General features: G+C 39.8%; 21 protein-coding genes and 1 tRNA gene. 10 read left to right on the forward strand and 12 right to left on the reverse strand.

The annotated features are described in order from the left end of the window. The first annotated feature begins 81 nt into the window (after positions 1-81). From ACUXV0_RS16765 to cysM, 4 genes are all read left to right on the forward strand, one after another. Complete coding sequence (locus ACUXV0_RS16765) at positions 82-1,296, forward strand: DUF4249 domain-containing protein (RefSeq protein ID WP_446190729.1); 1,215 nt, start codon at positions 82-84, stop codon at positions 1,294-1,296. Then, positions 1,293-3,683, forward strand: coding sequence for a TonB-dependent receptor (locus ACUXV0_RS16770; protein ID WP_446190730.1), 2,391 nt, complete (start codon positions 1,293-1,295; stop codon positions 3,681-3,683). The genes ACUXV0_RS16765 and ACUXV0_RS16770 overlap by 4 nt, the downstream gene beginning before the upstream one ends. 90 nt (positions 3,684-3,773) lie before the next feature. Next, positions 3,774-4,583: a serine O-acetyltransferase EpsC gene (gene epsC, locus ACUXV0_RS16775; protein WP_446190731.1), complete on the forward strand. Its 810-nt coding sequence runs from the start codon at positions 3,774-3,776 to the stop codon at positions 4,581-4,583. A 3-nt stretch (positions 4,584-4,586) separates the two neighbouring features. Then, entirely contained in the window at positions 4,587-5,459 is an 873-nt protein-coding gene (gene cysM, locus ACUXV0_RS16780; RefSeq protein ID WP_446190732.1) for a cysteine synthase CysM, read from the forward strand. A 2-nt stretch (positions 5,460-5,461) separates the two neighbouring features. Here the strand turns inward: cysM and ACUXV0_RS16785 are convergent, their stop codons facing one another. Continuing rightward, a complete protein-coding gene (locus tag ACUXV0_RS16785) occupies positions 5,462-5,797 on the reverse strand; it encodes a type II toxin-antitoxin system VapC family toxin (RefSeq protein ID WP_446192822.1) in 336 nt (111 codons plus the stop codon). A 94-nt stretch (positions 5,798-5,891) separates the two neighbouring features. Beyond that, positions 5,892-6,116 carry a DUF6364 family protein gene (locus ACUXV0_RS16790; RefSeq protein ID WP_446190733.1) on the reverse strand — a complete coding sequence of 75 codons (225 nt, stop codon included), beginning with the start codon at positions 6,114-6,116 and terminating at the stop codon, positions 5,892-5,894. Positions 6,117-6,275: 159 nt separating this feature from the next. On the opposite strand from ACUXV0_RS16790, the gene ACUXV0_RS16795 reads away from it, so the two are divergent. Then, positions 6,276-7,259: an alcohol dehydrogenase catalytic domain-containing protein gene (locus tag ACUXV0_RS16795; protein WP_446190734.1), complete on the forward strand. Its 984-nt coding sequence runs from the start codon at positions 6,276-6,278 to the stop codon at positions 7,257-7,259. A 46-nt stretch (positions 7,260-7,305) separates the two neighbouring features. Here ACUXV0_RS16795 and ACUXV0_RS16800 read toward each other — a convergent pair whose 3' ends face one another. Further along, entirely contained in the window at positions 7,306-7,722 is a 417-nt protein-coding gene (locus ACUXV0_RS16800; protein ID WP_446190735.1) for a DUF1761 domain-containing protein, read from the reverse strand. Positions 7,723-7,819: 97 nt separating this feature from the next. Here ACUXV0_RS16800 and ACUXV0_RS16805 point away from each other — a divergent pair, with 97 nt between their 5' ends. Next, a complete protein-coding gene (locus ACUXV0_RS16805; RefSeq protein ID WP_446190736.1) occupies positions 7,820-8,215 on the forward strand; it encodes a hypothetical protein in 396 nt (131 codons plus the stop codon). On the opposite strand, the gene ACUXV0_RS16810 is transcribed toward ACUXV0_RS16805, so the two are convergent. The 3 genes from ACUXV0_RS16810 to ACUXV0_RS16820 are packed head-to-tail and all read right to left on the reverse strand — an operon-like array spanning position 8,212 to position 11,366. After that, positions 8,212-9,600 carry an aminopeptidase P family protein gene (locus ACUXV0_RS16810; RefSeq protein WP_446190737.1) on the reverse strand — a complete coding sequence of 463 codons (1,389 nt, stop codon included), beginning with the start codon at positions 9,598-9,600 and terminating at the stop codon, positions 8,212-8,214. The two genes, ACUXV0_RS16805 and ACUXV0_RS16810, sit on opposite strands and share 4 nt — an antisense overlap. A 44-nt stretch (positions 9,601-9,644) precedes the next feature. Next, positions 9,645-10,373, reverse strand: a complete 729-nt coding sequence (locus ACUXV0_RS16815; protein WP_446190738.1) for a copper homeostasis protein CutC — start codon at positions 10,371-10,373, stop codon at positions 9,645-9,647. After that, complete coding sequence (locus tag ACUXV0_RS16820; RefSeq protein WP_446190739.1) at positions 10,374-11,366, reverse strand: SDR family oxidoreductase; 993 nt, start codon at positions 11,364-11,366, stop codon at positions 10,374-10,376. A gap of 195 nt (positions 11,367-11,561) precedes the next feature. Here ACUXV0_RS16820 and ACUXV0_RS16825 point away from each other — a divergent pair. After that, positions 11,562-11,635 (forward strand) — tRNA-Arg (locus tag ACUXV0_RS16825). Positions 11,636-11,961: 326 nt separating this feature from the next. Here the strand turns inward: ACUXV0_RS16825 and ACUXV0_RS16830 are convergent. Then, on the reverse strand, positions 11,962-12,891 hold the full coding sequence (locus ACUXV0_RS16830; RefSeq protein WP_446190740.1) for a hydrogen peroxide-inducible genes activator: 930 nt from the start codon (positions 12,889-12,891) through the stop codon (positions 11,962-11,964). 165 nt (positions 12,892-13,056) lie between these two features. Here ACUXV0_RS16830 and ACUXV0_RS16835 point away from each other — a divergent pair, with 165 nt between their 5' ends. Next, the gene (locus ACUXV0_RS16835) at positions 13,057-13,599 is read left to right on the forward strand and encodes a peroxiredoxin (RefSeq protein WP_446190741.1); all 543 of its coding nucleotides are present in this window, start codon (positions 13,057-13,059) and stop codon (positions 13,597-13,599) included. 61 nt (positions 13,600-13,660) lie between these two features. Continuing rightward, complete coding sequence (locus ACUXV0_RS16840) at positions 13,661-14,248, forward strand: carboxymuconolactone decarboxylase family protein (protein WP_446190742.1); 588 nt, start codon at positions 13,661-13,663, stop codon at positions 14,246-14,248. Positions 14,249-14,333: 85 nt separating this feature from the next. Here ACUXV0_RS16840 and ACUXV0_RS16845 read toward each other — a convergent pair whose 3' ends face one another. From ACUXV0_RS16845 to ACUXV0_RS16855, 3 genes are all read right to left on the reverse strand, one after another. After that, entirely contained in the window at positions 14,334-14,660 is a 327-nt protein-coding gene (locus tag ACUXV0_RS16845) for a LytTR family transcriptional regulator DNA-binding domain-containing protein (RefSeq protein WP_446190743.1), read from the reverse strand. Between the two features lie 76 nt (positions 14,661-14,736). After that, positions 14,737-16,350 carry a hypothetical protein gene (locus ACUXV0_RS16850; protein ID WP_446190744.1) on the reverse strand — a complete coding sequence of 538 codons (1,614 nt, stop codon included), beginning with the start codon at positions 16,348-16,350 and terminating at the stop codon, positions 14,737-14,739. Positions 16,351-16,360: 10 nt separating this feature from the next. Beyond that, a complete protein-coding gene (locus tag ACUXV0_RS16855; protein ID WP_446190745.1) occupies positions 16,361-16,855 on the reverse strand; it encodes a hypothetical protein in 495 nt (164 codons plus the stop codon). A 32-nt stretch (positions 16,856-16,887) separates the two neighbouring features. Here ACUXV0_RS16855 and ACUXV0_RS16860 point away from each other — a divergent pair, with 32 nt between their 5' ends. Then, positions 16,888-17,562, forward strand: a complete 675-nt coding sequence (locus ACUXV0_RS16860) for a hypothetical protein (RefSeq protein ID WP_446190746.1) — start codon at positions 16,888-16,890, stop codon at positions 17,560-17,562. Here the strand turns inward: ACUXV0_RS16860 and ACUXV0_RS16865 are convergent. Next, a complete protein-coding gene (locus tag ACUXV0_RS16865; RefSeq protein ID WP_446190747.1) occupies positions 17,554-18,189 on the reverse strand; it encodes a response regulator transcription factor in 636 nt (211 codons plus the stop codon). The two genes, ACUXV0_RS16860 and ACUXV0_RS16865, sit on opposite strands and share 9 nt — an antisense overlap. A gap of 125 nt (positions 18,190-18,314) precedes the next feature. Next, positions 18,315-19,340 carry a sensor histidine kinase gene (locus ACUXV0_RS16870; protein WP_446190748.1) on the reverse strand — a complete coding sequence of 342 codons (1,026 nt, stop codon included), beginning with the start codon at positions 19,338-19,340 and terminating at the stop codon, positions 18,315-18,317. Positions 19,341-19,347: the final 7 nt, after the last annotated feature.

Below are 19,347 nucleotides of genomic sequence, written 5' to 3' on the forward strand. Positions count from 1 at the left end.
ACTTTTCAATTGACAAAATGAATATTTCTGTACATTTGGTAAGCCTTATTGATGACAGTACCCGCAAAACGAAAAAGCTATATGAAGTTGATCAGACCGAAGATGTTGGTTCTGCCTTTCGTTATTTTCTTCTTTCTATCCTGTGTAGAAACCTATGATGTGAATATTCAAGCTTCTAAAAAATACCTCATAGTAGAGGGGACTATTACCAATGTTGGTGATCAGCGTCAATTCGTCAAAGTTTTTGAGACAGATGACCAGACAGAATTTCTTAGCACAGAATTTACCAATACCATTTTTACGCTGGACAGTGAAGCAAACCCAATTAGTGGAGCGGAGGTTATAATTATTGAAAATTCTACAACCAGATTTCAACTAACAGAACAGGAGCCCGGCTACTATGAAATGCCCAATGGTTTTTTTGCGGCAGTTGGTCATACGTATCAATTGATTCTCAATTTACCAGATGGTAGAGTATATGAGTCGAGTGTGGAGGAGATGCTGGCAGTGCCGGATATTGAAGACTATGAAATCCGATTAAACCAGAAAGGAATTCAGACGCCTCGATTGTACAATATTCCTACACCAACCCAGGATTTTTATCTTGATTTTGAGGACCCTGAAGATGAGCAGAATTTTTATAGCTGGACCTGGGTAAATTATGAAATACAGAAATATTGTGAGTCTTGCCGACAAGGAAGATATTACCCTGATGATGAAACTGCTTCTTCTGATGGCAGCTGTCAAATAGATGAAAGTCTATTTCCGAATAATTATTACGACTATGAATGTTCGGCTTTTTGTTGGGAGATCTTTCCTGGCGAGGATATTCAAATCTTCTCCGATGTATTTACGAATGGCCAATTGCAAAGCAAAAAGCTGGTGGCTCAGGTGCCTGTGTTACAAAAAAATACCAGCTTGGTGGTGATACAGCAAAGGTCCTTAACGCCTACAGCCTTTCGTTATTTCAAATTGCTGGAAGACCAATCTGTAAATTCAGGGTCACTGGCAGACACTCCGCCCGCACCTATCAAAGGAAATGTCCTGAATACAGCTCAGCCAGAGGAATTAGTACTGGGCTTCTTTTCGGCATCAGCTGTGAAAGAAATCAGACATATGTTATCCAGAGAGGATGTGCCCGGCGTGATTCCTGATAACCTTTTTGCCATCTTAAATAACCGTGACCCGGTTTTAGAGTCGGAAGGTGATGTGAGAAATTTGATCCCGATGGCACCTTGCAGAGCCTCTGAAACCAGAACACCTATTGCACCACGAAACTGGCAGTTTGGACAATGAGAAAGTTAATACCATTATTCCTTCTTTTGACTTGTGCCCTTGGTGCTAGTGCCCAACAATTTGCTTCAGGAATTGTGAAGGATTCTTTGACGAATTTACCTTTAGAGGGGGCTACCATTTTGGTCAATTATCAAGGAAAAAACACAGGAACCAAAACAGATGATAAGGGTTACTTCAAGGTTACTTTGCCCTATGCAGAAAATGTAATTCAGGTCAGATATACCGGCTATGTTTCTGAGTGGTTAATCATACCCCAGGGTGAGTCTTTTATTGATGGTGAAATAAAACTAGAGGAGGTCAGTAACCGATTAGAGCAAGTCGTAGTGAGTAGCAAAGGTTTTGATCAAAATGTGAGGAAGCCTGTATTGGGAGCTAACTCCATCAATATAAAAACATTAGAGAAGCTGCCTGCAGCTTTCGGTGAGATTGATCTTTTCAGAAGTATTCAGATGCTACCTGGTGTGACCAGTGTGGGCGAGGCATCAAACGGAGTCAATATCAGAGGAGGAACCACCGATCAAAATCTAATTTTGATTGACGATATGCCGGTGTTTAATCCAACGCATATGTTTGGTTTATTCTCAGTAACACCGCCAGATGCAGTTAGGTCGCTGGATTTATACAAAGGAAATGTTCCTGCAAGATATGGAGGTAGAGCAGCGTCTGTAATGGATATTGCTTTGCAAAACCCCGATGTAACCACATTCAGAGTAAAAGGAGGCTTAAGTTTAATTTCAGAAAAGCTGATGGTTAACGTGCCGGTGGTGAAAGATAAAGCCGCTATCTATGTGGCGGGCAGAGGCTCTTATCATGATTTTATTTTACCTTTTTTAGATTCAAACTTAGAGGCGATCAAAGCTACCTTCGGAGAAGGAGTGGCCAAAGGTTTCTGGAGACTAAATACAAAGAATACGCTTACGGCTACCATGTATGCCAACTCAGATTTTTTTCAAACTGATCTTTTGACAAACCTCCCGAACGTGGTAGGTAGCACTACCTTTTTTGAGCATACCACATTAAACGGAATGGCTAAGTTTAGTCATATCATTAATAATGATTGGGATTTTCAATTGTCAGGCATGATTGCCGATTATAAACCCACGATTGCCACGAATGAGCTGGATACCGGAAACCCCATAAAACTTAAAAGTGGTGTTAAACAGCAACAGCTCAAAGCAAATACCTATTTTCAAAAAGGGAAACATAAAACGGAGGCTGGTCTTTCATTTACCAATTATCTCATAAATCCTGGTGAACTAGACCCTGGAGCCAGTACAAGTGTGAATTCTATCCGTACAGCCTTGGAGTTTGGCAATGAATATGGAGTGTATATTGATGAAGAGTTTGCCTTTTCCCCAAAAGCTGCCCTCACTGCAGGGCTGAGGTATAGCCTTTTTCATAGCCTAGGTGAAGGTACAGTAAGAACGTACAGAGAGGGTCAGCCGAGAGATGATTTCTCTGTGGTTGAGAGTATTCAATATGCTAAGGGTGATATTATTCAATCCTATGGCGGTTTTGAGCCCAGATTTGGTTTGAGATATAGTCTTTCAGAGGGTAGCTCATTGAAATTTGGTTATAATCTGATGCGTCAGTACTTGCAGATTGTATCAAACACAACAACACCGATTCCGACTTCTAGATGGAAGACAAGCGATACGCATATTAAACCACAGGTGAGTCATTTATTGACCGCCGGGTGGTATAAGAATTTTGACCAAGGTATCTATGAAGCCACGGCGGAGGTGTATTACCGAGCTACCAATAATATCATCGATTATAAACCGGGAGCTGATTTTTTACTGCAGGAGTTTCCAGAAACTCAATTGGTACAAGGGATAAGTAAAGCGTATGGTATTGAAACCATGGTTTCAAAGAAAAAAGGCGTAATGACGGGCTGGCTAAATTACACTTACTCCAGAACCTTTAATAAAGTGACGCAGGTGAGTGATGTCAGCGAGCTTGTCAATGGAGGGGATTGGTATGCAGCTAATTACGACAGACCCCATAGCCTTAATGCCTCAGTGGAGTTTGCGGTGGACAAAACCAATTCATTCTCTTTCAATTTTGTCTATAATACCGGCCGACCATATACAGAGCCGGTGGGTTTTGTAAGTTACCTGAATAGTCTTTATCCTTTTTATGATCAGCGAAACAGTCAGCGAGTGCCTGATTATCATCGTCTTGACTTTTCATGGAATATTTATAACCCATCACAAAAAGATAAACGATGGAAAGGGAACTGGGCGTTTTCGGTGTATAATTTATATGCTCGCAAAAATGTCTATTCGGTCTTTTTCAAGACAGAGAATAACTTTACAAAAGCGTATAAACTTCAAATTTTTAAGATTCCGATCGTCTCTTTGGCGTATAATTTTACTTTTGAGTAGACGTCACCATCAAAATCACGACTTTATTCAATACTTAGACGAACGCGGTAGCATTTTTGTCTGTTAATTGAATCATTAACCATTTGTAGCATGGAAAAGCAGTTTTTGCAACATCTCTATCAGAAGCATCAGGATACCGAAGCGGTACCGCAAACCTCCAAAATAGGGGCCTGGGCCAATGAAGTTTTCAATCTTCTTTTTCCGGAGCAAGCCAAAGATTTTTTTCCGAGTATTGATGAAATAGAAGGAGAAATCTGGAATCTTGGGAATGAACTAAAACATATACTCAATGCTACAGATCAATGCAAGGACTGCGATAACGATGAAAGAGCGGAGCTTTTCAAAGAGTCGCTACCTGAACTCTTCAGAGTTTTAAACACAGACGTTAAAGCGATTTTTGAGGGAGATCCTGCTGCTGTTTCTGAGTTTGAAGTGATAAGAGCATATCCTGGTTTTAAAGCTATTTCCTACTATAGATTAGCTCATGTTCTACTTAAAATGGATGTTCCTTTAATCCCAAGAATACTTACGGAGTATTCGCACAGTTTGACGGGTATTGAAATACATCCCGGTGCCCAAATAGGTGAGAATTTCTTCATTGATCATGGTTCGGGGATTGTGATAGGGGAGTCTGTTATCATTGGAAATAATGTTAAAATCTATCAAGGGGTAACCCTTGGAGCATTAAGTGTGGAAAAGGACATGGCGAATACCAAGCGTCATCCTACGGTAGAAGATGACGTAGTAATCTATGCCAATGCTACTATTCTAGGTGGTGAAACAGTGATAGGAAAAGGCAGTACCATTGGTGGTAATGTGTGGATTACGAAGAGCGTATCGCCAAACTCTGTGGCTTACCATAAGCCGGAAATTCATGTCAAAGAAAAAGAACTCGTTTAATACATGGCAAGCATTTTAGATCTGGTAGGTAACACCCCGCTGGTTGAGATAAAAAGACTAAATAAGAATCCGAAAGTCAAAGTATACGGTAAACTGGAAGGGAATAACCCGGGAGGATCAGTTAAAGACCGTGCAGCTTTAAATATGATTAAAGCTGGTGTGGAAAGAGGGGATATTAAACCTGGCACAAAGTTAATTGAAGCTACCTCAGGAAATACAGGGATAGCTTTGGCGATGATTGCCAGACAGTTTGACTTGGAGATAGAACTCATTTTGCCTTCTAAAAGCACTCGTGAAAGAACCCAAACGATGGAGGCTTACGGAGCAACAGTTATTCAGTTAGAAGGGATAGAGGCTTGCCGAGACTATGCCGATGAAAAAGGTAAGTCTGATGAGTATTTTCAGCTTAATCAGTTTGCCAATCCTGATAATTATGAAGCTCATTATAAAAGCACCGGACCTGAAATTTGGCGAGACACTGAAGGGCAAATTACTCATTTTGTAAGCTCTATGGGTACTACAGGTACAATTATGGGCACTTCTAGGTATTTAAAAGAGCAAAATGCTGGAGTACAAATTGTTGGATGCCAGCCTACTGATGGCTCGTCTATACCTGGGATAAGAAGATGGCCAAAAGAGTACCTGCCAAAGATTTTTGACCCAAGTCGAGTAGATCGTGTTATTGATGTTTCTACAGAAGATGCTACCCACATGGCTCGTCAACTTGCCAAAGTGGAATCAGTTTTCGGTGGAATGAGTAGTGGAGGTGCTGCACATGCTGCCTTAAAGCTGGCCGAAGAATTAGAAGAAGGTGTTATTGTCTTTATCGTCTGCGATAGAGGTGATCGTTATTTGAGTAGTGATTTGTTCGGGTAAGCTTAAAGAACTTCAAATAGCTTCTCTGCTCCAAAGATATCAATTGGTCCATTGCTTGATTTCTTTATGAATTCTTGATCGTGAGTTACGAAATAGTGAATATTATTTTCGAGGGCAATTTGGTACAATACGGCATCTTCTAGATCATTTAGATTGGAGTGTAGGGCTCTTAGAAAAATTAAGTTTGTACAAGGAAGAATGGTGATCATTTGTAGAATCACTGACAATATCTGTCTAACAGTGACTGTAGGTAAAAATTTCTTCAGAATATAGTCTACTGTAGTCAATACACTCTCACTTGAATAAGCAAGCAGACTTTCATTCTCTATAAGCTCCAGTAGTTTCTTGGATTAAACGTGATACGGTCTTTGGTTGTCAAAAACATCCAGAATAATATTAGTGTCGAGAAAGATTCTAGTAGCCATATTTGTCTTAAACTCTTTCATCCTTAATTGCTCCAATAGAATTGTCAGATAACTGGCCATTAAGAATACCCGAGTACTTTTTCGTTAATGAGACTTTCTTTGTTGACTTTTTTAATTCTTTGAGTAGTAAATTTTCTACAAGCCTTGAGACAGAGGTTTTCTTTTTGGCAGCATAAACTTTTGCTTTCGCCACCAAGTCTTCATCAATCGTAAGGTTTAGTTTAGTTGTCATTATATTATTGTTTAATTAAATATACCCATTAATATTAATCAGGCGTTTGTTGTGCTTAATTAGATTCCACAATCAAAACTTGTTATTTTAAGTCCATTAATCCTTCTTGAGTTTCCTATTGACTACATTTGAAATTCTTTAATTACTTAAGTAATAATAATGAAAGCACTTCACCTAACATCACCAAACTCTTTAGAGGTTGTTGAGAAACCAATACCAAAACCCCGAAAAGGACAGGTTTTGGTGAAAATGGCCTATTCTCCAATCAATCCCTCTGATCTGGCTTTTTTGACTGGCAACTACGGGATTAAAAAGCCTTTTCCTACGGTGCCCGGGTTTGAAGGTAGCGGAGAGGTCATCGAAAGTGGTGGTGGCTTTTATGCCAATTATCTCAAAGGCAAAAATGTGGCCTGCGTGGCCTCAGACAAACTTGATGGTCCGTGGGCGGAGTATATGGTTACTGATGCTGCGAAATGTGTAGTTATTGGTAAAAATGTGGAATTGCAGCAGGGTTCTATGTCTTTTGTTAATCCACTGACGGCTCTGGATTTTATCAAAGAAGCCAAAGCAGCCAAATGTGATACTATTGTCATGTCTGCTGCTGCAAGTGCTTTATCCAAAATGGTACATTATCTGGCTCAAAAAGAAGGTTTAGCCTTTGGCGGAGTAGTCAGAAGAGAGGATCAGGTGAATAAACTACAGACTTGGGGAGTAGACTACGTAGCTAATACTTCTGAGGAGAATTGGATGGATGGTTTAAAAGAATGGTCTGCAAAACGAAAGAAAGTCTTATTCCCAGATGCAATTGGTGGCAGTGATGTGCCATCCAAAATTTTACGTTGTCTACCTGCCAGGTCAAAGATGCTTATTTACGGTAGTATGAATTTTGAAGAGCCGGCCGTTTATATTCCTCGTGATTTTATATTCTACGAATATGAGGTCGCTGGGTATTGGCTGAGTAAAAGAGCAGGTAATAAAACCTTTTTACAGGCATTGAAAGATACCAGAGCGGTTCAGCAAATGCTCTCCGCTGGTTTTGAAAATGATATTCAGGCTACTTTTAAGCCCGAAGAATTTGCGAAAGCCTTAGAAACCTATAATACTGGCATGTCAAAAGGAAAGGTCCTGTTTGATTTGACATAAAAAAACACCCTCAGTATAGAGGGTGTCTTTCTCGGTTTCTTTTGTTCTATGACCAAGCACCAATCACGGCTCCCATGATAACCAACATAATGACCTGATAGCCGGCATCAATAAGAAATAACTTGATTGATCTTCTTTGGTAGAGAATATTGATACCAATCGAAGTAGCGACAAACATGATCCCAGTATAAAGACCGTGCATTAAGCCCGTCATAAGGTTTATCTCACCATCGTCATGACCTTTGAGCATAATTGCCATTCCAAGAGACATCACGAGCATTAGAACTAAGCTGCTGCCGAAGATTTTGGCCATATTGGCACCTTTAATATCGTCTTCAGTTAAGCCAACCTCTTTTTGCCAGGCATTTGAGAAAAGTACTGGAGAGTACCAAAGTGAGCCAAAAGCGAAAGCTAAAATTCCACCTACCAGTACTGCTAAAAAGTTAATGTTAGAGAAATCCATAATAGTTAGGTTAAGGGTTTACGTTTAGTTTTGAGTGCATATTTCATGCAACTGTTAACCAATATACATCATTCTGTCTAAGTATATTCTCTAAGTCATGATGAAAATCTTAGCATTCTTATTTCTCTTATTTTCATTTGCCTGTCAAAAAAGTAAGGTTCAAACAATACAATTGGGCAACTGGGGCGGTGATCAGATACGTTTGGCTGTATCATCAGATAGCTGGTATGTGGAGTTTGAATGTGCACATCTGAAGGTTGATTCCCATGTGTCTGTTCAAAACAGTGAAGGTGAATTCACCCATGATGTTCAATATTTTCAAGAATATGGAGTGCAGTTTGATGATCCATCGTTATATGAACCGAAACCTGCAAAAATTAAAGGAAGTGTAGATGGAAATAAAATGACCCTCCACGTAGAGGTGGAAGGTCAGGATTTTGGTACTTTTCAATTAGAATTTGAGAAAGAACCAGTTCTTTATAAGTGTGCTTAGGAGGCCATAGTAGTCTCCACTTCTTTTGTTGTTTTAGGAATAGGATTACCCAAAATTTCAGAACCGTTTTCGGTGATTAAGACATCGTCCTCTATTCTCACTCCCCCGAAATTATAGTACTCTTTTAACTTCTCGTAATTAATAAAGTCTTCAAATTTCTTTTCGGCTTTCCACTTTTCAATAAGGTCAGGAATGAAATAAAGTCCTGGTTCTACGGTAATAACAAAATCTTTCTCCAGCTCTTTACCCAGTCTTAAAGACTTAAGCCCAAGCTGTGTACTTCTCTCGAGTCCTTCTCTGTAGCCTACTCTATTCTCACCAAGGTTTTCCATGTCATGTACATCCATCCCAATCATATGTCCGAGACCATGAGGCATAAACAGACCACCTACTCCCAGATTAACCATCTCTTCTACATCACCTTTCAGTAAGCCTAAGTCCTTAAGTTTGGATATCATAAGCTTGTTGGATGCAAGGTGAACATCCTTGTAGAGTAATCGTGGTTTAAGACTCTCAATGGAGCTTGTTTCCATGTCCAATACGATATCATAAATCTCCTTCTGTTTCGTGCTAAATTTTCCATTGACCGGGAAGGTTCTGGTAATATCACCAGAATAGCACATTGCGTTCTCCGCACCAGAGTCATTCAATACCATTCTACCCTCAGTCATCTGGTTGCCATGGTAATGATTATGCAAAATCTGACCATTGATAGAGAAAATAGCCGGGTAAGCCAAATATGAATTATGAGCTTTAGCCGTTTGGTAAATATCTGCAACGGTTTCGTACTCAAATTTGCCGGTAGCGGCAGACCTCATGGCATTGATATGCATCAGACCACTGATATTGACAGCTTCTGTCATTTGCTCTAACTCTTCAGAGCTTTTATAGGAGCGTTGCTGTATTACAGCATCTATAAGTTCTACTGAGCTACCTTTTGAGATATGCTCCCGTGTCTGATCCAGTAAATCACTTAAAGTATTGAGGATATCAGCTCTGTATGGAGGCAGATAATGCACTTTTCTTCCTTTTGCTGCGGCAATAAAGTCTATGACACTATTCGATGGTCTCAAATCAGAAATGCCCACTTTTTCAGATTTGGATTTTAAACCTTCTTGCTGACCTATCCAGATGATATCTTCAACGGTGAATTCGTTTCCAAACAGGATTTCTTCTCGCGAATCACAATCGATAGCGGCATTCAGCCCAGCTTCATTTAGACCAAAATAATAGAGGAAAGTGCTATCCTGACGAAACCTGTAATGGTTATCAGCATAGTTTAGGCTTGCCTCATTATTCCCCGGTAAAAAGATGATTCCCGAGCCTACAAGCTCTTTTAGTCTTGCTCGTCGTTTGATATAAGTTTCTTTTGAAAATAGCTTCATTTGATTTGTTTTGTTGATGATATGATGAGCCTGCAGCTCAAAAATTAATTCAGTGATTCCAGTTCTTTTACAATAGCATTGACTTCATTAAAATCAGCTATAAAAATGTCCCCGGAATCCAATATTTGAGGATTTTGGTAGAGCACAGGGTTTGAGCCTTTAATCCTGGCAGAAGCATGAAATTCTTTGGCTCCCGTAGCAATAGCCAGCTCCTTGACATTGCCGGAGTTTACTCCTGCACCCGGCATAATGCTGATCTTGTCTTTTCCCATTTCTACCAATTTTTTCAGAACACTTAAACCTGCTGGAACCGAAGCGGCCTGACCTGAGGTCAAAACCCGATAACAGCCAGCCTCTATCAATGATTCCAAAGCTTCGTATGGGTCGGGAGCAGCATCTATGACTCTATTGCTGGTAACTTTCAGAGGGTAGGCCAGTTCCACCAGTTCTTTCATTTTATCTGTATCCACCTTGCCATCTATGGTCTGAACGCCCACGCTGATGCCATCGCAGTGCAATTCTTTACAGATTTTGACATCTTCCAGCATGGCCTTCCATTCGGCATCGGTATAAAGGTAGTTTAAACTACGTGGCCTTATGATAGGATAGAGTTCAATATCAATCAGCTCTCTGGCCGCCTTTATGGCTCCATATGACGGGGTGGTGCCACCTTCGATCGGATTATCGCACAATTCTACTCTGGCTGCCCCTGCTTGCTGGGCGGTTACACAACTCTCAAGAGTAAATGAACATAGCTCAAATTGGTATTTCATTTAAATATATTTAGCCGCCAATTCGCTTAAAAAACGATTGGTGGTTTCGTTGATGATCATTCTTTCAGGTTTCGCTTCAAACCAGGCCAGTGTTTCTTTAATACCTTCTGAAAAAGGAATGGTGGCTACATAATCAGGTACGAGCTTCTTTATTTTTGAGTTGTCAAAAAGAGCACAGTGTGATTTGTCACCCCACAGGTTACCTTCTTCTGATGGGAAACCATTTCGATCAGCATATTCAATGATTTTAGCTGAAGGAATATGAATAATGTTGGGCTCTACACCTGCTGCATGAGCCAGGAAGGTGTAAATCTGATTCCAGGTTAGGGCCTCATCAGAGGTTATATGAAATGCTTCGCCAATAGCCAAAGGATGATTCATTAAACCCACAAAAGCCTTTGCAAAATCACGAGCATGTGTCACTGTCCATAGTGATGTGCCGTCTCCCTGAATGATCACAGGCAATCCCTTTTTCATACGATGGACAGCCGTGTATTCTGTCCAGCCTCCAAGTGTAATCGGGAAAACGGAATAGTATGTATGAGACGGACGAACAATAGTAACCGGGAAATCGAATTCTCTATAGGCCTTTATAAGTACCTCTTCACTTGCAATCTTCTCTCTTGAATAATCCCAGTAAGGGTTTTTTAAAGGAGTAGATTCTGTTATGATAGGTGAGGTGGGAGGCTTTTGATAACAGGAAGCCGAGCTGATAAAAACGTATTGTTTGGTTTTGCCTTTAAAAAGCTCAATATCACGCTCTACATCGGCGGTGTTAAATGCAATCCAGTTCACCACCACATCCCAGGTATGTCCTTTGAGTACCTCAGCCAGTTCTTTCGGTTTGCTGATGTCACCGATAAGGCTTGTCACACCGGTTACTGGTTCTTTTTGTCCACGATTGAGGTGATAAAGGTCAATTCCTTTGGCTACGGCCAATTCACTTACGGGAGTGCTGATATTACCAGTACCACCGATAAAAAGTACTTTCATAATTCTGTGTTTAATGATTTCTGCGGCTTTTAATGCAGTTCAGGTTAGAATCAATGATCAAACTTATTAAGATTCATTGAGATGACATCGGATAAGCGAAGGAAGGATAAAAAGATTAAGAAATTGATAATTTTTATTGTGGGAGTGGTTGTTTAAAATCTGAAAGCTCTTTACCTTTGCACTCCCTTACGAGGAGGTCCCGTAGCTCAGCTGGATAGAGCATCTGCCTTCTAAGCAGACGGTCGAACGTTCGAATCGTTCCGGGATCACGCAAAAGCGAGTCAATTTGACTCGCTTTTTTTTGTTTTTAGATCATGTGAATTCTTGCGTAAGGGGCTTCGACTCCGCTCAGCCAGACAAAATTTTCGTCAATTCATAGTGCCAGCCGTACCGCTAGGTTACACAATCGTTTTGTCAGTTCTAGCGGCGTCGAGAACCTCTTCTTGGTTAAAAGGCTCTCAAGGTCTAGACCTTCAATTCCCCTCGTGCGGACAATAATTACGGAACATTTTAATGATGCATTATCCTAGAAGCGAGAGTGCTAAATGTCACGACATGCTAACCTAAATTAACTAGACCTAGAAACTTTATTCTTTTAAACCTCCAAAACCTTTCCATCCTTCTCAAAAAGGAAATCGGGGATGTTTTCTTTCAGGCAGTTTTCCAGGCTGAGGAGCTTGGCTGATTTAAGTGCAAATTGGTGATGAATCAGACTTATTTCACGAGTAGGAGTGGGTTTGGCAAAAGGCCTCAGTTTTGCCTTCTCCTCTTCATTCATATATAAGGTGGCTAATTCCGGGATCACCGTTATGCCCTGATAATGGTCAACCAGTTTAAGTAAAGTGTCAATACTCCCGGCTTTGAAGGAGAAGTTTGATAGTGGTGTTGCTTTTTTTTGTAATTGGCAGAGCTGTTCTACCTGAGATCGTAAACAATGTCCTTCTTCCAACAACCATAATTCTTCAGGGTCTATCTCTGAGGTGATGGCATATTTTTTAGATGAAAGTGCCGAAGAGGGGCTCACATAAGCGAGCATTCTCTCGTAAAATAACGGTGTTTCTACAATTTCCGGATTTTTTAGAGGGGTAGCCAAAATAGCAGCATCAAGCTTCCTTTCAGAGATTTCTTCAATGATCTCTTGAGTGGTTAACTCTTTTACGCTTAGCTGTACCTTTGGGAAGCGGCTGGTGTATTCTTTGACAAAAAGCGGCAAGACATAAGGTGCCAATGTTGGAATAATGGCAAGTCTTAATTCTCCCGTCGGCTCTTTCTCAACTTCGGTTAAGCTCTTGATTTTGATAAATTCTGCATAGGCTTTTGAAGCTTGATTTAAAACCTTCTCACCTAATGCAGTGAGTTTCAGGGGCGATTTTGAACGGTCAATGAGCTTTTCTCCCAATTCATCTTCCAGCTGTTTGATTTGCATGCTCAATGCAGGCTGGGAAACATGGCATTCCTCTGCTGCTTTTGAGAAATTTTTGTGTTTTGCTACCGCAATAACATACTGTATCTGATTGATGGTCATGGCCTATAAGGAATGCTTATGCAATGATAAGAAATCGATATTTGATCCTGATAATGTGAAAGGTCATTTTTGTGAAAAATTTAATTATTCATATTTGAAAAGCTCCAATTAGAGCAAATGAATAATTTTAATTGCATTTTACAAAGATTTAATTTAACGAATACTATGCTAGGATTAGGTAAAAAATTCCCTGAGTTTAAGAAGACATCTGTGGTTTCTTTAGAGAAAGGTTCAGAGTTTTATGATATCACAAATCAGGATCACATTAACGGTGACAAATGGATGGTGATGTTCTGGTGGCCAAAAGATTTTACTTTTGTTTGTCCGACTGAAATCGCGGCTTTCAATGACAAAGTTGAGGACTTCGCAGATAGAGATACCATGCTTATCGGTGCTTCTACAGATTCTGAGTTTGTACACTTGGCCTGGAGACAAAACCACGAAGACCTGAATGGTCTGAGATTCCCGATGCTAGCTGATACTTCTAAGTCTTTGGCTGAGGAGCTGGGAATTCTTGAAGAAGAAGAGAAAATTGCTTACCGTGTAACATACATTATTGATCCTCAAGGTATTATTCGTTGGGTTTCTGCCAATGATCTTTCTGTAGGAAGAAATGTAGACGAGGTATTGAGAGTATTAGATGCTCTTCAGACAGATGAGCTTTGCCCGTGTAACTGGAAAGCTGGAGAAGAAACTTTAACTGTTTAATTGACAGTATTTTAAGATTAAGGTGGTCATTATTTGGCCACCTTTTTAATTTTTCAAACGAATGATAGGAATAGCTTCAAACACCAAGAAGAGTTTGCTGGAAGCGGTAAATCTGCCAGAAACTCTTGAGAGTCTGTGGTTAGACAAGCATAATGCTGCAGATACTCGTTTTATTAAAGATCTGAAGATCAATGTCACTAATGTGTTAAAAGCTGATACGCTGACACAAAAGGAAGCGGTATTATTGGCTTTGGCGGTGGCCATTAACGAGAAAAATGATGCCCTTAATTCAAGCTTAACCGAGTTGGCTAAGAATCTAGAGGCTTCAGAGGAAGAACTCAATGAGGTGGCAGGCTGTGTTTCTTTGATGAATGCCAATAATATCTTCTACAGATTCAGGCATTTCATGCATAGCAATGAGAATTACCAAAATATGCCAGCAGGTATCAGAATGTCGATTATGATGAAACCGGTGCTTGGTAAAGAGTTTTTTGAATTGATGAGTCTAACTGTTTCGGCCATCAATGGCTGTGAGCAGTGTGTAACTTCACATGAAGCTTCTGTGAAGTCGCATGGTGGTACAGAGGCCCGTATTTTTGATGCCATCAGGTTAACGGCTGTTATTAAGAGCTTGGTTGTACTTCTGTAAGAACCTTTAATGAATTTAGTGAAAGACTGCAAGAGATGATTTTGCAGTCTTTTTTATTTTCAATTCTTTATTTTATACTTCAATTTTAATGTAGCAAACTAACCGCGGTAAGTAGTTTTCTTCTTCTTCTTGATGCTCTTAGTTCTTTCCCCCCTTTCACCTTAACTACATCATCTTTTACCGCTTTGATGTAGCTTCTGTTCACGGCATGTTTGCTGCTGATTCTGAGGTAGTTTCCCTCGTTTTCTATGGCTTCAAGAACTCTTTTGAGCGTAACTGATAAAGTTTGACTTTTGCCATTTTGATAGTGGATGTTGGTGTAATTTACATCGGCCTCCAGAAAGACTATTTTTGATGGACAAATAGACGTTCTGGCACCTATGAAGAGGAGTTTGTCTGAGAAATTATTCATGACTATTGAAAGATTGATTGTTTCTTCAAAAGTCTATGAAAATGTATCCCGGGTAAATCCCTATTTCTAGAAATATTTAAGGCTTTTCTATTTTTTGGAGTTCACCATTAAGCTGTACTTTTCCGGGCTTATTCTCAGGGAAATACTTGCCTGAACCAGGTTTTGCTGGCCTTGGATTTCCCGAGTTTGGATCTTTAGGGTCTTCTTTATCATTAGGATCACCTTTGCCAGTGCCGTTTCCAGAAGTTCCTCCGTTTTGACCACCATCTGAGTTTACAGGGTCTTTTTCAATGTTTTCTATAATAACACCATCTCTGTTTGTATAAAAACGGGTCGGTTTATCGCCTCTGTCAGGGTCAGGATCAAAGGGTCCGGGGAAGTCGATATCGCTCATGCGGTAAAAATGTGTGCCGTTTGGCCCTCTGAATAATGCTCGTCGATTTGGCTTTAGTTTAAGTTGGTGAAAAGGGTCAGCCACTACAATTCCATTGATACCTTTCATCTGCATTCCAAAAACCTGACCGCCGTGCATCGGCAGCACAGAGATGTTTGTGATGAGACCACTTTCAGAACTGGTGTTATCATAGTCCATGGTCCTTGAAATCGAGTTTTGCTTAGCTGATAGGTAGGACGCTAACAGTTGGGCGTCTCCAATAACCTTTGACCATGTGTAGTACAATGAGTTTTGGTATTTTTCAAAGCGAGTGGCATAAAAGTTCTTGCCTTTTCTCTCTAAAACCAGGCTTAGAGAATCACTATCTGTACCCATTTCAATAATTAATGGAATGATGGTGTTCTTATCAAAAAGATAGTTGGTGTCGAGTTCATAGGCCTGACCTTTAAATTCAGTGATATTTTTGAAGTAATTGAATTCATAAATTGGGTGTTCCTCAAAGCTGAACTCTTTCGGGTTGGTGTTTTGAATACCTAAGTATTCGAAGAGCAGTGTGTCAATCTTACTTAGTACTTGAGTAACTTGATTAACGTTTTTCTTCAAATGGCGATAACGTAGATTATGATAACGATTTTTTGTTAGTAGAGGAGCGGTACTGTAATTATCTTGATTGTTTGTGGTGATAGAGTGTTTTGAATAAATATTGACTTCTTTTTCATTTACAACAGAACCACCAGAACTAGATTGGTAAGGTTTATCTATATAAATGTCTTCATCCTGATAGGTTAAAGCGAAGCTATCGAAATCAACAAAAGCAACTTTTGATACATTCACAGGGTATGGATCATTGACCATCAACCAGCGTTTTTGACCCTCATTGGTTTCTAAAAAGCCTCGGATTACAAAAACATGAGCCAGAGAATGGTCAAAATATTTATAGGCTATAATAGCATGGTCATTCTTTAGTTCATCTTTGATTTTCTCCCATGATATAGCAGACTTTCCTGTCAAATCGCTTTTTTGGTAGCCTTCTTTATGGAGCCAATTAAGCAGTGAATCTGATCCTACTCTCTTTGCTGAAGTACTATTTAATGTACTATCTGGAAGGAAATTGAGCATTTCTAAAGATGCTGCCCAGCAGGAGGTATTCCCTCTTTGAGGTATAGCTTCGAGGTCTATTGCATAGGAGCTAATAAGTGTTTCTAAAGGATCCTTATCGTTTGTACACCCGTCACAGCCTGAAAGCACTGCTGATACCGGAATCAGCAGTGCTATTAAAATCTTATTAATCGTCATTTTTTGTCAATTAGTGAGGTGGGGGAGTAGTGTTATGAGGATGTCCAGGTCCACCGCCGCCACCAGGCCCGGGTACTAAAACAGGGTCACCTGATGGTGTAAGAATACCACGTCCGTTTAATTCTCCTTTATAATATAAAACTACAGGTTTTAAAGCTTTCTCTTCTCCTCTGATTTCTAAACCCGGGTAAACTACCAGGAAGTCCCATCGATCATAGTTAGAAGAGTCTAAGGGCATATTTATTCCGTCCTCAGTAAAACCATTCACTCCGCTGGTAAGGAAGTCTTTTTGAATTACCACCCCATTATCTTCTCCAAGATTAAACTCTTTTTGATAGTTCAATTGCCTGATTTTGGCCTGATTAACTTCAGGTGATCCATAATCTTTAGTGCCGGCATTTAAAGAATCAAGCAGGGCCTGCCCTTTGAATCTTTTTTCGGTTTTGCAGCAGGAGCTAAGGGCCACTGCCATACCAATTAATACTACTTTGGTTACTTTGTACATATTCTGCATATTTGATTTCTAATGCTTTACTAATGCTGTTATATTCAGAGACTCTCTATTACCTCTATCTGAATTTGGGTTTTGCTACCCAAGTGGTTTACCTCCTCTTATTCGTCTATGCTCTGGTTAACATCAAATCTTTTAATGGTGGATTTCGTAGGATTTTTTGGCTCATTGCTATCTGTGCTTTTTTCGAAAATACCGGCTATATAACTCAGTGGTATGGTCTTGAAAACGATTTCTTTAGAAATCATTTGTATTTATTCTTTTCTACTGTTTTTGAGGCCCTTGTCTTTTATTATTTTATTGATAATAAGAGAGTGAAATGGATTGTTCTGGGCCTAATTCCTTTGCTTTTAATTGGGATAGTGGTCACAGGTTTATACAATGAAAACTACCTTCGTTCTCCTATTCTTTCTCCGGTTAAATTTGGAATCTTCTTTTTGTTTAGCATCATTTTACATCGACAACTCATCAAGAATACCCGAACAGGGGAACTTAGAAATACACCACTTTTTTGGTTTAATATCGCCCTCATGTTCACCTCAGGTTATATGGTTCTTTTTGGAATCTTTTGGGGTTATATGGTCGAGATATCTGATGATGGTGCGTTTCTGATGGGTATAATTGGTAATATTTTCGATTATGTCCATTTAGTTCTTTGGTTTATTATGGTCTATAAACTAGGTAAGCAAAAGTTACACTAATCTCATTTCTATCGCCTTTACCACTGCTTCGGGAGCTGAGTTTACGTGTAATTTCTCATAAATATGTTTCATGTGAGTATTAACCGTTGAGTAGCTGATTCCGCAGCTCTCAGCTATCATTTTATAGCTCATACCTTTGACCAGGCAGCCCAATACATCTTTTTCTCTGTTGGTCAGCTCTACATAGCTTTCTTGTTTCTGAACCAGTGAATTCTGAAACATTTTTAAGACCTTACCTGCAATACTCGGGCTTAAATGAGATCCTCCGTCATAAACTTCCTTTATGGCTTGAACATACTTTTCCGGATCTGGATTTTTAAGAATGTAGCCGCTTGCACCTGCACAAAGTGCTTGAAAAACCTTGTCATCTGCCTCAAAAACTGTTTGAATCAAGACCTTCGCTTCCGGGAATGCCTTTTTGATATTGATTGTGGCTTGTATGCCCGAGAGATGCGGCATCTCAATGTCCATTAAGATGACGTCAGGCTTCTTTTGTTGTACAATTTTAACAGCATCTCTGGCATCTTCATATGTGCCCGTGAGGAAAAGCCCTTCAGAAGCAGCGAGGTAGAGAGAAAGACTTTCTCTGAGATTTTTATTGTCTTCAAAAAGTACTGTTCTAATCATATCTGTATGAATTCTCAGATGAGGGGATTTGGTTCTTATTTTCGCTGCTGCTTGCATCTCTTTTTTTTCTTCAAAGTTGAGAATTAAGATACTTCAGGGGTATCCCTAAATCTAGGGAGGCTTTATTAAATGGTTACACTAATCTTGGTTCCTATATTATTTTCAGACTGTACATTGACTTCAAAATCTGACTCCTCAGCTCTCTTGTAGTAATTATGAAGCCCATTACCTTCATTTACCTCAGCTTGATTAAAACCAACACCGTCATCACTTATTTCAAAGGTTACTCGCGACTTTTGTTCCATAACTCTCAAAACAACTTTACTGGCATCAGCATATTTGGCGGCATTATTTACAGCTTCTTTCAGTATAAGGTAGAGATTTTTACGCCTTTCCATATCGAGTTTGATTTTTTGGAGATCAATCTCAATATGTTCAGAATAACTGACGTTTTGTGCAGCCAGCAACTCCCGGGCAAATGACCCAAGGCGATGAATCAAATGCTCCGTATCGTCATTCGTGGGATTAAGCGTCCAGACGGTATCCTGCATCAGATTCACAGATTCTTTTGAATTGTCTGTGATCTTGTTCAGGATTTGATCTAGCTCAGGCTGAGCTTTACCCAGTTTTTTGCGAAGCACCTGAGTGTAAATGGCTATACTGCTCAGGTTTGACCCCACTTCATCATGCAGGTCTGCCGCTATTTTATTTCTAAGGTGTTCCACCTTCAGTTTTTGTCTGAAATTATACTGGAAGAAGAGAAATAAACCGACCCCAACCAGAAGCAATACATACAAGAACAAGACTGGCCAAAACCACCATTTTTGCCAAAAGGCTTCCATGACTTCTACAGAGATGGTACGCCAGGATTCCTGATTGAAGCGATAACGGAAATTGTATTGCCCACCGGGTATATTAGTATATGCCACCACAGGGAATTCAGAATGATAGGTTTGGGTATCAAAACCTTTAAGGTGATACTCAAATTCAGCCTTCTCCTCTCCAGGGATTTCAATACGCAGTCGATTATCCAAGCCCTGAATATATATGGAATCATTCCCCTCAGAAATAGAGGTTTTGATGGCCGATACTTCAATTTTTGGGTTAGGGTAGAGATTGATAAATCCCAGAATATAGATCAGTTTGAGCATATAAACT

This window comes from Jiulongibacter sp. NS-SX5, assembly GCF_052828545.1.